Consider the following 13666-nt stretch of genomic DNA (forward strand, 5'->3'; position numbering starts at 1 on the left):
AACATCCTAAGACTTAAAAAAGCTGAGCTTAATAGCCCAGCTTTTTATTCGTATTATTACTATTATTTAATATCAAATAAACGTGCATGTTTGATATCTTCAATTGTTTGCGTACCTGCTAATTGCATCACACGTTTTAGATCTTCTTCAAAATATTCAAAAACAGATTGAACACCTTTCCAGCCGCCTAAAGCTAACCCATATAATACTGGTCGACCAACACCTACAATATCTGCACCAGAAGCAATGGCTTTAAAAATATGTTCCCCACGTCGTATACCACTATCAAAAACAATCGGTACACGTCCTTGTACTGCTTTACTGATTGCTTCTAATGCTTCAAAAGAACCAGGAGCACCATCTAGCTGTCTACCGCCATGATTGGATACCCAAATACCAGCTGCACCTGCACCAATTGCTGCCATCGCATCTTCTGGCGTTTGTATTCCTTTTACAAATACTGGCAAACCAGAATATTCTTTCAAAAAGTGAACATCATTTACACTAATTTTCTGCTTAGATTGCGCGTAAATATTATTTAGTGACATATTTTTAGCGCCACCCTTTAGATAGCGAGAAACAATCGGCATACCAAATGGATAAACAAATTTATTATGATCATCTTTGTCGCGATTGCCGCTTAGCGTTGCGTCAGCTGTCAAGATGATAGCAGTAGCGCCATCAGCTTTCGCTTCATCAATAATATTTTTATTCATTTCATCATCTTTTGACATATAAATTTGGAACCAACGATTGTTATCTTTTAGCCCTTCTTCTATTTCAGAAAAACTAGCACCAGAATAAGCGCTAATCGACATGATAGTTCCTCCAAATTCTGCAATTCCTTTTGCAGTTCCAGCTTCTTTCGACTGATGCGCTAAACCATGTGCTGCAATGGGTGACATAATAAAAGGAACTTTTAAATCCTGACCGAAAATGGAAGTACTTGTTTCAGGAAATTCCACATCTGCTAAAACCCTAGGCAATATGCCTTTTTTATCCCATGCCTTAGTATTTTGTTTTAAAGTAAACTCATCGCCAGAAGCACCTGACATGTAGTCAAACCCACCTTTGGGAACAACTTCTCTTGCTTTTTCTTCTAACTCATAAGTGTTAATCACTTCAATTTCATTTACATTACTGGGTGCATTATAACCAGCATCCACTTCTTCTTTTATTTCTTCTGCGACTGTTTTTTTAGTCATTTCAAATTTCTCCTTTTTGATAATTTTCATTTAAAAATATAGTGAACATAATTTCATTAACCGGTCAAACTAAGATGATAATAATACCGGTTACAACCGTTGATAAACTCAACATATTTTTTATTTTTGCCAGTTTCTAACGTTTAAAAAAACTTCATAATAAGCTGCTTCTTAAACAGATAAAAACACGTATAGCGTTAAACTTAAAATAGCAAAGACACCCTTTTGATTGCAAGCGCAAACAAAAAACTAAGAAAACGATTTTAAGCTACTCCTTAAATTTCGTCCTCCATTATTGTACCAAAACAATTAAAAGGTGAACAAACTTTTAGTTTTCTACGAAAAATTCATCCAAGTTATAATTTAAAAGCCAAATCTGTAAGCGTTTTTTAATAACTATATTTAATATATCATTGAGCATCTTCTTTGTGAAATATAGTTTTTTTATGCTATTATAAATAAAATTTATAAGTAGATAGGAAACATGTAATGAAAATACAAGATTTAATTTATTTTAAACACTTAGTCGATAGCTCTAGCTTTACCAAAACAGCTGAAGCTTTTTATGTCTCTCAACCTTCCATTTCTCTTTCATTAAAAAGGTTAGAAAACGAATTTAACACTAAACTAATTACAAGAGACCGTTCAGCACGAAACTTTCATTTGGAACCAGCCGGAGAAATTCTTTATAAAAACTCAGGTAAAATTATTGATTTATTGACTGCAACAAAAAAAGAAATGCAAAATATTGAGACACATACGGTTCAATTAGGATTTTTACCAACAATCGGAGGGTTCTATTTGCCTAAATTGTTGCCTTCATTGAACAAATTTAATTCAAATTTACAACTTATAGAAGAAGAAAGTTCTGAAGTGATGATGAATTTATTGCGCGAAAATAAATTATCTGTGGCAATTAGTGGAGATGATGTGCCTCAATGCAAAGAAACTTGGCTGGAACAATACTTAATTGACGAACGTCCGCTACAAGTTTGTGTAGCCTCTAATCACCCTTTGGCTAAAGAATCCCTTGTTACAGCAGATATGCTTTCAAACTATTCTTTTATTTGTTTAGACGAAGAGTACATCCACTATTCTATGTTTGAGCGCTGGGCTAAAGAGAACCAAATTAATTTTAAAAAGGCTGCCTATACCAAAGAAATACAAACAGCAGGTTCTTTTATTTCTTCCGTTCTTTCGGTGGGCATTATGATTGATCTATTGGTTAAAAATCGTACTGATATTGTTACTATTCCCTTAGAAAACGCACCAAAATTTTATATTAGCTTAGTCGTCAATAAAAACGCTGCTATCAACCCTTTGCAGCAAGAATTTAATCAAACGCTTATTGCTATTGCATCTCAACAAGCAAAACAAGCTTTATAATAAAATTAAATTTACTATTCAACTTTTGATTTAAAAAATTCAGTTACATTAACTATCCAAACAAAAAATGAGGAAGGCTTAAAGAGTTTTCTTCTATTTATTTTCTAGCATTTCTTTGACTTGCTCATCTGTTAATTGCGGAAAATTTTCATAATAAGCTCCTACTCCACCTAAAAAGTATTCAGGGACTTCTAGTGCATAAATTTCATCTACTTCTTGTTTTAATTGCTCATAGCTTATTCTAGGAATTACCGGCACCGCAACACTCACGCTTTTTGGTTGATATTTTTTTACCGCTCTTATGGCAGCAAACATAGTCAATCCTGTTGCGATTCCATCATCAACAATTAAAACCTCTTTATTTTTTAATGAAAGTTTCTGTAGATTTTCTTTGTAAAGCTCACGTTTACGTCTCATTTCTTTTTGGAGCCGAAGGATTTCTTTTTCTAGCCACTCAGCATGCAACTTCTCACTAAAACCTTCTCCTATGATAGGTTTTCCATTCTCTGCAATGGCACCGATCGCGTATTCAGCATTTGAAGGATGACCAATTTTTTTGGCCAATATAATATTAAATATCACGTCATACTTTTTGGCTATTAACGCTCCCAAAGGAACGCCACCTCTAGGTAACGCCAAAACAATGGTGCTTTTAGTATCTAATGGATTTACAACTGCTGCCAACTGTTCACCTGCATCTGTTCGATCTTTAAACATCACAGCAACATGCTCCTTTCTCAAACCGAACGTATCTGCTCGTTTTTAAAGTAACAGCTACCAAATCTTTCCTACAATAAACCTTAAAACAAGCGGAATGAAATTTCTTACTAAGTCTTAAGCATATTTGTGGGCCATTTTCCCTGCAACAGCAGCTACCAATGCACCAATTAGGTCATCAATAAAGGTATTTACACGCCCTTGTTTTTCTGTATCTAATTTTTGTATAACACCGCTTTTTACTCGATCTAGATAACCAAAATTAGTCACACCAATTGTCCCATAAATACTTGCGATACTTACAGCAAGAGTTTCATCTACACCAAAAACGCCTGTATCATTTTCGATAATTGCTTGTAGTGGCTGGCTTAATTGGCCTTCAGTTGCTAAGCGGTCCAAATCCAAGGCAACCATCGCATTGTTTAGTACCTCTCTTTTATGCAGCACATCAACTGTTGCTGTTTCAAATTCAGTCAATTGAGCATTAGGAATAAATTCGTAGGCCACGTCATAAGCCATCTTTGCTATATCTTGGTAAGTAATACCGCGCTTATTCAATTCTTGTTTGACAAATTCATAAGCTTTTGTATCTGGATATTTAAATGTTTCTTCTCGCATAATTCTCCTCCTTTTTTTCATTATACTAGGAAAACAAAGGTTTTTTCCAAGAAAAACCTTTATCTTTTTGCTATAAACTATTTAACATTCTATATTTATAGTTTGTAACATAAAAAAATTCATTACTAAAAAAGGGTAAGAACATTTAAAATAAAAATGTTCTTACCCTTTTTTATTTTTGATCAATAAGCGTTATAACAAACATCTATAAATTAAATAATCTCAATTTCTTTAAATCAAGACGTTCTTGCGACTTTTCCTTGTTCGATATAGACCATTAGAATACTTAAATCAGAAGGATTTACACCGCTGATACGACTTGCTTGCGCAATCGTTTCAGGATGGATTTTCTTTAATTTTTGCTTTGCTTCAGTTGCGATTCCATCAATTACTTCATAATCAATATTTTCAGGAACTCGTTTAGCTTCCATTCGTTTTAATTTATCAACTTTAGTCATTGCCTTTTTGATATAACCTTCATATTTAACCTGTATTTCCACTTGTTCAATTTCTTTATTCGTTAAATCTTCATTATTTGGTATAAATTGTAACAAGTCATGATAGGTTACCTCAGGTCGACGTAAAAATTCATTGGCTAATACGCCATCTTTTAACGGAGCTGCTCCTTTTTCCTTTAAAAAGTCTTCAACTTCTGAAGGTTTGATACGAATAGATTTTAGTCGTTTTATTTCTTCTTCGACAGCTACTTTTTTCTTTAAATAGTTTTGATACTGCTCTTCTCCAACAAGCCCCATATCATAACCACTTTGTGTCAGACGTAAATCAGCATTATCATGACGTAAAAGTAAGCGATATTCAGCCCGTGAAGTAAGTAGACGATAAGGTTCGTTGGTTCCTTTTGTTACTAAGTCATCAATCATAACGCCAATATAGCCATCACTTCGTTTCATAATAAATGGTTCTTTTCCTTGAATTTTTAAACTAGCGTTGATTCCTGCCATCAAACCTTGACCAGCAGCTTCTTCATAACCACTAGTCCCGTTGGTTTGACCTGCGGTAAACAAATTCTCAATAACTTTTGTTTCAAGCGTAGGACGTAATTGATAAGGAAGGACCACGTCGTATTCAATCGCATAACCTGTTCGCATCATTTCCGCCTTTTCTAACCCTTCAATGGAATGAAGGACGTTTGTTTGGACGTCTTCAGGCAAAGAAGTTGAAAGACCTTGGACATAAACTTCTTCCGTATTAGCGCCTTCTGGTTCCAAAAACAGTTGATGACGTTTCTTATCGGCAAAACGTACAATCTTGTCTTCAATTGAAGGGCAATATCTCGCACCGACACCATCAACAATTCCCGTAAACATTGGCGCACGATCTAAATTCTCACGAATAATTTGATGGGTTCCAGGGTTAGTATATGTTAGCCAGCAAGGAATTTGTTCTTTTTTATAAATACTATCTGGCGTACTAAAACTGAAATGATTGGGAACCTTATCACCAGGTTGTATTTCTGTCTGATCATAATCGATAGAAGAAGATTTTATACGAGGTGGTGTGCCTGTTTTAAAACGATCAATTTCTAACCCTAGCTCTTCTAAATGATCAGCTAAGCTAACGGAAGGCTGAGAATTATTGGGACCCGAAGAGTATTTCAACTCGCCAATAATAATTTCTCCACGCAAAGCAGTTCCTGCTGTAATAATGACCGCTTTTGCTTGGTAACGCGCTCCGGTCGCTGTAATAACTCCCTTACATACGTTGTCTTCTACAATTAAACGTTCAACAATTCCTTGTCGCAGAGTTAAATTTTCTGCTTTTTCAATAGTATGTTTCATTTCTGCAGAATAAGCATGTTTATCTGCTTGAGCACGCAAAGCTCTCACTGCAGGACCTTTGCCAGTGTTAAGCATGCGCATTTGGATGTATGTTTTATCAATATTTTTGCCCATTTCACCACCTAAAGCATCAATTTCTCTAACAACGACGCCTTTAGCTGGACCGCCAATGGATGGGTTACATGGCATAAACGCCACCATTTCTAAACTTATTGTTAAAAGCAAAGTTTTGTTTCCCATACGACTAGCCGCAAGGGCTGCTTCTGCCCCAGCATGCCCTGCGCCGACAACAATCACATCGTAAAAGCCAGCTTGGTATTCTTGCATTGCGTTTTCCCCCTATTTTCCTAAACAAAATTGACTAAATAATTGCGTAATTAACTCGTCTTGTACACTATCTCCTACGATTTCACCTAAATCATCCCAACAACGTGTCATATCGATTTGTACTAAATCTACTGGCATGCCAGCTTCAATGCCTGTAATGACTTCATCTAAAGCAGAAGAAGCATTCTCCAATAATGCGATATGCCGTGTGTTCGAAAGATAAGAGGCGTCTTTATCTTGTGTTTGTCCGCCAAAAAATAACTCAGAAATTGCTTCTTCTAATTGTTCTAGTCCCTCATTATTCGTAACAGACACTTCAAATTTTGGATCTTCATAAAGGAAGTCACTTAGCTCCTTAAGATCTAAACGTGGAGGAAGGTCCGTTTTATTAAGCAAAATAATTCGTTTTGTTTCCTTTGTCATTTCAAGTAATTGTTTATCTTCTTTTGTTAAAGGTTCACTTTGGTTTAAAACCAAAAGAACCAAATCCGCTTCTGACAAAGCTTTACGGCTTTTTTCAACTCCAATCTTTTCCACGGTGTCCTCTGTTTCACGAATACCCGCAGTATCAATTAGTTTAAGGGGTACGCCGCGAACATTAACGTATTCTTCAACTACATCACGCGTAGTCCCTGCCACTTCTGTGACGATTGCTTTTTCTTCTTTTAATAACTGGTTTAATAAACTCGATTTCCCAACATTAGGACGCCCTATGATGGCAGTATTTAGCCCTTCTCGTAAAATTTTTCCTTGTTGAGCCGTTGCTAGTAAAGATTGAATTTGTTGTTTCACTTGCGTTGCTTTTTCCAATAATAACTTACTAGTCATCTCTTCTACATCATCATACTCAGGGTAATCAATATTGACTTCAACTTGTGCTAGCGTATTTAATACCTCTTGTCTTAAAGAACGAATTAAGTGTGATAAATTGCCATCCAATTGATTTAATGCGACATTCATCGCTTTATCTGTTTTCGCTCGAATTAGATCCATTACCGCTTCTGCTTGTGATAAATCAATTCTTCCATTTAAAAAAGCGCGCTTAGTAAATTCACCTGGTTCTGCTAAACGAGCGCCAGACCTTAATAATAATTGTAAAATCTGATTAACAACAACGATTCCTCCATGACAGTTGATCTCAACAATATCTTCTCGAGTAAATGTCTTGGGTGCGCGCATAATGGATACCATTACTTCATCAAGTAGCTCATTAGTTTTCGGGTCTACAATATGCCCGTAGTGGATAGTATGGCTTTGAGCTTGTTCTAAGGATCTCTTTGCTTTAAACACACGATCTGCTGCTGGGATAGCTTCTTCGCCACTCAAACGAACAATACTGATTGCCCCTTCACCAGGGGGAGTGGAAATTGCTGCAATCGTGTCAAATTCTTGCAATACTTCTGCCACGTCTGTTCCTCCTATGCATTCATTTTTTTATATCTTTTATCGCACAAAAAAAAGTGCCCACTCCACCCATTTTCTTATGGGTAGACTTCGCACTTTGACTGCTTGTCTATAAAATTATGAAATTAGATTAGCACATTTCATTTACGTTGGCAAGCATTCTAACTTTTTTACTAGAAACTTTGCTCTTCACTTAGAAAAAAGCTAAAATACAATTAACAATAAGGGAAAAGAGGGATAATTATGGAGCAACAAGAGCGAATCGAACAAATTTTATTGTCTACTGGAAACGTTAACAAACCTTATATAATAAGAGACCTAATTTTTGTGACAGAACGAGTGTTTATTGATATTTTCGATCCTAATTTTGACCCAAATAAGGCTCTAGCAGATGTGGCTTATCAATTGAAATCAAAAGCCTTTAGTTACGGAGCAACTGCAGTAATTAATTGTCATTTTGAACATGAAAGGATCAATGGAGAAGAAGGACCGTTTTTTGAAATTTTTGCCTACGGAACAGCTGTTCAATTTACACAAACCACTATTGGTGGCTAAAAAGCCCAAAAAAAAGAGCCTGTCGAAAAAATACAGGCTCTTTTTTATCAAAGTCATAACTCTGATAAGAATGATCTAGCTAGACTATACTTAAAAAATAAGATGAAGTCAAACACTCCAAGCAAATTAAGCTTAATAATACTTTTTCGCTGGCTCCACCACTAAGTAACGATAAGGCTCGTCTCCTTCAGAATGAGTAGTCACATAATTTTTTTTGCTTAAAGCAAAATGTATTTGTTTTCTTTCAAAAGCCGGCATAGGTTCTAAAAATACTGGCATTCCAGTCCGGTCTACTTTTTCTGCGGTACGCTCGGCTAACTGTTGTAAGATATCTTGTCGTTTTTGGCGATAATCTCCTACGTTTACCATAACAGGAAGCTTATTTTTGGCAATTCGATGAACATATACTTGAGCTAAGTATTGTAAAGCGTTCAGTGTTTTGCCATGCCGACCAATTAATAACCCTTTTTTAGGAGTATCTAGTTCAAAAACAATTCTTTCTTGATCGTAAGTGATTGTAACTGTTGCTGGAGCATTTAGTTGTTTTGTAATAGCTGTCAGATAATTTTCTAACTGGGTGAGTGCTTGTTGATCCTCTAATTTCTCCGAGCCTTTTTCCTGCTCTTTGGACTCTTCGAAGTTATCCTCTGCTGTTTGTTCTTCAAAGACTCCCTCTTCCGCTGTTTCAGTTGTTACTGTGTTACTTTTCTCTTCTTCCATTGTTTGACTATCTGACACAACTTCTGTTTTTACCTCAGGTTCCTGTTTAGCCATATATTCTAAAGAAACACGTGCATTTTTTTTCCCCACACCTAAGAAGCCTTTTTTTCCTTCTTCAATAATGGTGGTTGTTACTTCATCTTGAGATACACCAAGCGCTTGTAAACCATTTTGTATCGCTTCTTCAACACTTTGTCCTTCATAAATTGGCATAAATAAAACTCCTTTCTGGCTTATTTACGTTTTTTATGTCTTTGTTTTTTGTTTGGATACTTAGCTTTTTCCAATTCACGTTGACGTTGTCTTGCTTGACGTTCAGCTTCTTTACGTTCACGACGAATTTTAAATGGATTGTTGATTAACAAGGTTTGGCCAACTTGAAAGGCATTTGAAATTACCCAATATAAAGATAATGCTCCCGGCAAATTGGTTGCCATAACTAAAATCATTACCGGCATTACGTAATTCATAATCTTGACGCTAGAATTAGGATTTGCTTGACTCATGCTGGAAAGATACGTACTTAAAAATGTAAAAATACCAGCCAGAACAGGTAAAACATAGTACGGATCAGGCTCACCTAATACTCGTACCCATAAAAAGCTACCTTCTCTTAATTCGGGTACTCTTGAAATCGCCTGATAGACTGCCATAAGAATGGGCATTTGTACTATCAGCGGTAAACAACCAGCATAAGGATTTACACCATTTTCTTGATATAATTTTTGTTGTTCTTCCCGCAACTTCTGTTGAGTTTGTGTATCTTTGGAAGAATATTTTTCTTGTAATGCTGTGATTTTAGGTTGTAAGTCTTGTGTTTTTCTCATGCTTTTTGTTTGGAAATTCATCAACGGGAATAAAATAATGCGGATTATTATCGTAAATAAAATAATCCCTACGCCTCGATTTCCTCCCAAAGACAACCATTTAATTACCTGTGCAAAAGTATAAACAATATAGCGATCCCAAATTCCAGTACTTTCAGAGGACACTTCGTTGGTTGTAGCACAGGCAGATAATAATACCACCAATGAAATAAGACCTAAAACCAGTAGTAGACGTTTTCTTTTTTTCACTGAACAATTTTCCTTTCGTTTATTTAATAATCTTCGATAATTTGAAGACATGCAATAAATTCGAGTACACTTCTTTGGAAGATAAATCTGAAACAGAGGGCCGAGCAATCACAAGAAAATCAATCGATGGATCAATTAATTCTCTCATCTCATAAATACTTGCGCGGATTTTGCGTTTAACAGCATTACGTGCGACTGCATTTCCTATTTTTTTTCCAACAGAAATTCCTACACGAAAATGCGCTTGTTCTTTTGGTAACACATATACCACAAATTTTTTATTCGCATAGGATTTGCCATTTTTAAAAACATATTGAAATTCTTTTTCTTTTTTAACACGATAAGACTTTCTCATGCCCTTTTCATCAATTCCTTCTATATCTAGCTACTCACTTCTAAATAATACCATAACTTATAAAGATGAATCATCCTTTGTACAAAAAAGAATAAAAAAAAACCACTGAAGCTCAGTGGCTTAAGCAGAAAGAACCTTTCTGCCTTTGCGACGACGGCTAGCGATAACATGTCGTCCATTTTTTGTGCTCATACGTTTACGAAAACCATGAACTTTTTGGTGTTTACGTTTATTTGGTTGATATGTTCTTTTCATCTTATTCCACCTCCATCAAGGTTTCTTATTTAAGTCTATACGACATACTTTGATAGTATATCGATTTTCCCCCTATTTTGTCAATAAAAATTCCAATCTTTCTTACTTGCTCCTATTTTTTTAAGTCAGTTATCCACATTTTTTTGTTAAAAAGATGGGAAAAAATTTAATTATATACTTATCCACAAAAAAGTAGTTCAACAGATTTTCCCAAAATTATACACAAGTAAACAGCAGTGAAAAAAGTTATACACAGCTGCGGAAAACTCTGTGGATATTTTCCCAAAATCCTTGATACTCCAGACTTATATCCGAGGAAAAATTGTGGACAAGCAATACTAAAAAAACGAAATTCACAAAAATTTCCTCCTGTGGATAACTATTTTTTCACTATGGGGATTCCTTTTTTATTTTTTCTGTGTACTTTGTGGAAAAAGAAATTTCTCTGTCTTTTTTCTTTGCTATCTGTGGAAAACTTTTAAGATCCATGATAAATTAATACTATCTCGATTAATTTATTTACAGGAGGATTTGCTATGCCATCTCTAGAGACGATATGGAAAGAACTTCAAGAAAGTTATAGAAAAGAGATGAATCCAGTTAGTTATAATACTTGGATTGAACCTGCAAAACCTATTTCATACTACGATAATCAATTGATCATCGAAGTCCCAACAACGGTTCAAAAAAACTATTGGGAAAAAAATTTAGCAGGAAAAATTCTTGAAACTTTCTTTATGATGAGCGGAGAAGAAATTCTTCCTACTTTTGTGACACCAGACGAAGCAGAAAACTATAAGCAAAAAGAAAAACCAACAGAAGAAAAAACACCAAAAGTTCCTGAACATAAAACTATGCTTAATTCAAAATATACTTTTGATACTTTTGTCATTGGTAAGGGAAATCAAATGGCCCATGCTGCTGCTTTAGTAGTTGCTGAAGAACCGGCTTCCATTTATAACCCCCTCTTTTTTTATGGCGGTGTCGGTTTAGGAAAAACCCATCTAATGCAAGCGATTGGTCACCAAATGCTGGTTACTCATCCCAATGCTAAAATTAAATACGTTTCAAGTGAGAATTTCACTAATGACTTTATTAGCTCTATCCAAAATAATAAGATGGAGGAGTTTCGTAATGAATATCGTACGATGGATCTATTACTCGTTGATGATATTCAATTTTTAGTCAACAAAGAAGGAACACAAGAAGAATTTTTTAATACATTTGAAGAGTTATATCGAAATAATAAGCAGATTGTGTTAACAAGTGACCGTTTGCCAAACGAAATCCCGACACTTCCCCAACGACTTGTTTCCCGTTTTGCTTGGGGATTATCAGTCGATATCACTCCTCCAGACTTGGAAACCAGAACCGCAATATTACGTAAAAAAGCAGAAGCAGAAAATCTTGAAATTCCAGATGATACACTAAGCTATATTGCTGGGCAAATTGACTCTAATATTCGTGAGTTAGAAGGAGCTTTAGTACGGGTTCAAGCTTATGCAGCAATCCAAAGTTCAGATATCACCACCAGTTTAGCAGCAGAAGCACTAAAAGCCTTAAAAGTTGGAACAAGTTTAAGCCAACTTACTGTTGAACAAATTCAAGAAGAAGTTGCTGATTATTATCACTTAAAAGTGAGTGATATAACGGGAAAGAAAAGAACAAAAGGAATCGTTGTTCCGCGTCAGATTGCAATGTATTTGTGCCGTGAACTGACAGATTATTCATTACCAAAAATCGGAGCTGACTTTGGCGGAAAAGATCACACTACCGTTATCCATGCTTATGAAAAAATTCAAAAGCTAATCGAAGAAGACGAAAAAATACGCAATGACGTCAAGGAAATTAAAAATCATCTAATGGAATAATGTGCATAACTGTGAAAAAACAAAAAAGATATCCACACCTTTTCCACAAGTGCAAAACTTTATTCTGTATTTATTTTAGAAAGTTATCCACACTATTCACTGCTCTACTATTACTACGAAATTTTTTACTAATATAATATATAAAGGAGTGCTCACCATGAAAGTCACACTAAATCGAACAAGCTTCATGCAACAATTGCAAACAGTACAACGTGCTATCTCAACTAAAACAACCATGCCCATTTTGACAGGTGTAAAGATTGATTTATCAAATGATGGCTTAACACTTACAGGCAGTAATGCCGATATTTCAATTGAGTCATTTTTAAGTTCTGAAGATGAAAAAGCGCAAATGAATATTGAAAATACTGGAAGTATTGTTTTACAAGCACGCTTTTTTAGTGAAATTATCCGACGTTTACCAGAAGACCATGTTACTTTAGAAGTTCTAGAAAATAATCAAGTAGAAATTACCTCTGGCAAAGCCAACTTTTTGGTTAATGGATTAGATTCTGAAAGTTATCCACATTTACCTGCAGTAGATCGGCAAAAAGAAATCCAGCTATCTGCTGACGTATTAAATAAATTGATTAGTGAGACTGTTTTTTCTGTTTCACAACATGAAAGCCGTCCTATTTTAACGGGAGTTCATTTTACGTTGAAAAATCAACGTTTATTGGCCGTAGCTACTGACTCCCATCGACTTAGTCAACGAATTATTCCTTTAGAAAATGATGATGAAGAATTCGATATTGTCATTCCAGGAAAAAGTTTGACAGAATTATCGCGTTCTTTAACTGATGAAGAAGATACAGTACAAATTAGTATTATGGAAAATCAAGTATTATTTGAAACAAAAACGATGAAATTTTATTCGCGTCTACTTGAAGGAAAATATCCTGACACAGATCGCTTGATTCCTTCTTCTTTTAATACTGAAATCGAATTTGCTGTCCCAGCTCTTTTATCGGCAATCGAACGGGCTTCTTTATTGTCTCATGAAAGTCGTAACAATATTGTCCGCTTGCAAATTGCTAACGATAATGTCGTTTTGCATGGGAATTCACCTGAAGTCGGTAAAGTAGAAGAAGATCTAAAGTATGAAAAAGTTTCTGGAGAACCATTAGAAATTTCTTTTAATCCTGATTATATGAAGGATGCTTTACGAGCTTTTGGGGATACAACCATTCGTATTTGCTTTATTTCAGCTGTTCGTCCGTTTACATTAGAACCTTCTGAAGGACAAGGAGACTTTTTGCAACTTATTACCCCAGTAAGAACTAATTAATGAATAGAGTAAAAATAGCTTTTTCCTATGAAGGGCTTAGAATCGAATCTAAGCTCTTCTTTTTATTTTGGATAAAAATTATCTAAATGT

13 protein-coding genes are annotated in these 13666 nt (G+C 35.2%); 4 read left to right on the plus strand and 9 right to left on the minus strand.

Features of this window, described 5'->3' with window-relative positions; all coding sequences use genetic code 11:
• Positions 1-62: 62 nt before the first annotated feature.
• Complete coding sequence (locus tag TS1_RS04620) at positions 63-1205, minus strand: lactate oxidase (protein WP_068708320.1); 1143 nt, start codon at positions 1203-1205, stop codon at positions 63-65.
• A 489-nt stretch (positions 1206-1694) separates the two neighbouring features.
• On the opposite strand from TS1_RS04620, the gene TS1_RS04625 reads away from it, so the two are divergent.
• Entirely contained in the window at positions 1695-2591 is an 897-nt protein-coding gene (locus tag TS1_RS04625; protein ID WP_068708322.1) for a LysR family transcriptional regulator, read from the plus strand.
• Between the two features lie 93 nt (positions 2592-2684).
• Here TS1_RS04625 and TS1_RS04630 read toward each other — a convergent pair whose 3' ends face one another.
• From TS1_RS04630 to mnmE, 4 genes are all read right to left on the minus strand, one after another.
• Entirely contained in the window at positions 2685-3308 is a 624-nt protein-coding gene (locus tag TS1_RS04630) for a phosphoribosyltransferase (RefSeq protein ID WP_083498241.1), read from the minus strand.
• A 117-nt stretch (positions 3309-3425) separates the two neighbouring features.
• Entirely contained in the window at positions 3426-3926 is a 501-nt protein-coding gene (locus tag TS1_RS04635) for a phosphatidylglycerophosphatase A family protein (protein WP_068708324.1), read from the minus strand.
• A 236-nt stretch (positions 3927-4162) separates the two neighbouring features.
• A complete protein-coding gene (gene mnmG / locus TS1_RS04640) occupies positions 4163-6052 on the minus strand; it encodes a tRNA uridine-5-carboxymethylaminomethyl(34) synthesis enzyme MnmG (RefSeq protein WP_068708325.1) in 1890 nt (629 codons plus the stop codon).
• Between the two features lie 12 nt (positions 6053-6064).
• Complete coding sequence (gene mnmE, locus TS1_RS04645) at positions 6065-7459, minus strand: tRNA uridine-5-carboxymethylaminomethyl(34) synthesis GTPase MnmE (protein WP_068708326.1); 1395 nt, start codon at positions 7457-7459, stop codon at positions 6065-6067.
• Positions 7460-7699: 240 nt separating this feature from the next.
• Here mnmE and TS1_RS04650 point away from each other — a divergent pair, with 240 nt between their 5' ends.
• Positions 7700-8011: a heavy metal-binding domain-containing protein gene (locus tag TS1_RS04650; RefSeq protein ID WP_068708327.1), complete on the plus strand. Its 312-nt coding sequence runs from the start codon at positions 7700-7702 to the stop codon at positions 8009-8011.
• 132 nt (positions 8012-8143) lie between these two features.
• Here TS1_RS04650 and jag read toward each other — a convergent pair whose 3' ends face one another.
• The 4 genes from jag to rpmH all read right to left on the minus strand — a co-directional run bounded on the left by jag (position 8144) and on the right by rpmH (position 10417).
• Complete coding sequence (gene jag / locus TS1_RS04655) at positions 8144-8944, minus strand: RNA-binding cell elongation regulator Jag/EloR (RefSeq protein WP_068708330.1); 801 nt, start codon at positions 8942-8944, stop codon at positions 8144-8146.
• 20 nt (positions 8945-8964) lie between these two features.
• A complete protein-coding gene (locus TS1_RS04660; RefSeq protein ID WP_068708332.1) occupies positions 8965-9807 on the minus strand; it encodes a YidC/Oxa1 family membrane protein insertase in 843 nt (280 codons plus the stop codon).
• 19 nt (positions 9808-9826) lie between these two features.
• Positions 9827-10162 carry a ribonuclease P protein component gene (gene rnpA / locus TS1_RS04665; RefSeq protein WP_068708333.1) on the minus strand — a complete coding sequence of 112 codons (336 nt, stop codon included), beginning with the start codon at positions 10160-10162 and terminating at the stop codon, positions 9827-9829.
• 120 nt (positions 10163-10282) lie between these two features.
• On the minus strand, positions 10283-10417 hold the full coding sequence (gene rpmH / locus TS1_RS04670; RefSeq protein ID WP_014125892.1) for a 50S ribosomal protein L34: 135 nt from the start codon (positions 10415-10417) through the stop codon (positions 10283-10285).
• 536 nt (positions 10418-10953) lie between these two features.
• Here rpmH and dnaA point away from each other — a divergent pair.
• Both dnaA and dnaN read left to right on the plus strand, forming a co-directional pair.
• On the plus strand, positions 10954-12288 hold the full coding sequence (gene dnaA, locus TS1_RS04675) for a chromosomal replication initiator protein DnaA (RefSeq protein WP_068708334.1): 1335 nt from the start codon (positions 10954-10956) through the stop codon (positions 12286-12288).
• Positions 12289-12445: 157 nt separating this feature from the next.
• On the plus strand, positions 12446-13576 hold the full coding sequence (gene dnaN, locus TS1_RS04680; RefSeq protein WP_068708335.1) for a DNA polymerase III subunit beta: 1131 nt from the start codon (positions 12446-12448) through the stop codon (positions 13574-13576).
• The last annotated feature ends 90 nt before the right edge of the window (positions 13577-13666 follow it).

The organism is Tetragenococcus solitarius NBRC 100494 (assembly GCF_001544195.1).
Taxonomy (GTDB): Bacteria; Bacillota; Bacilli; order Lactobacillales; family Enterococcaceae; genus Tetragenococcus; species Tetragenococcus solitarius.

Bases quoted from the DNA above. Each gene is read 5' to 3' on its own strand.
- TS1_RS04620 (WP_068708320.1), bottom strand. From the start codon at position 1,205: ATGACTAAAAAAACAGTCGCAGAAGAAATAAAAGAAGAAGTGGATGCT.
- TS1_RS04625 (WP_068708322.1), top strand. From the start codon at position 1,695: ATGAAAATACAAGATTTAATTTATTTTAAACACTTAGTCGATAGCTCT.
- TS1_RS04630 (WP_083498241.1), bottom strand. From the start codon at position 3,308: ATGTTTAAAGATCGAACAGATGCAGGTGAACAGTTGGCAGCAGTTGTA.
- TS1_RS04635 (WP_068708324.1), bottom strand. From the start codon at position 3,926: ATGCGAGAAGAAACATTTAAATATCCAGATACAAAAGCTTATGAATTT.
- mnmG (WP_068708325.1), bottom strand. From the start codon at position 6,052: ATGCAAGAATACCAAGCTGGCTTTTACGATGTGATTGTTGTCGGCGCA.
- TS1_RS04650 (WP_068708327.1), top strand. From the start codon at position 7,700: ATGGAGCAACAAGAGCGAATCGAACAAATTTTATTGTCTACTGGAAAC.
- jag (WP_068708330.1), bottom strand. From the start codon at position 8,944: ATGCCAATTTATGAAGGACAAAGTGTTGAAGAAGCGATACAAAATGGT.
- rnpA (WP_068708333.1), bottom strand. From the start codon at position 10,162: ATGAGAAAGTCTTATCGTGTTAAAAAAGAAAAAGAATTTCAATATGTT.
- rpmH (WP_014125892.1), bottom strand. From the start codon at position 10,417: ATGAAAAGAACATATCAACCAAATAAACGTAAACACCAAAAAGTTCAT.
- dnaA (WP_068708334.1), top strand. From the start codon at position 10,954: ATGCCATCTCTAGAGACGATATGGAAAGAACTTCAAGAAAGTTATAGA.
- dnaN (WP_068708335.1), top strand. From the start codon at position 12,446: ATGAAAGTCACACTAAATCGAACAAGCTTCATGCAACAATTGCAAACA.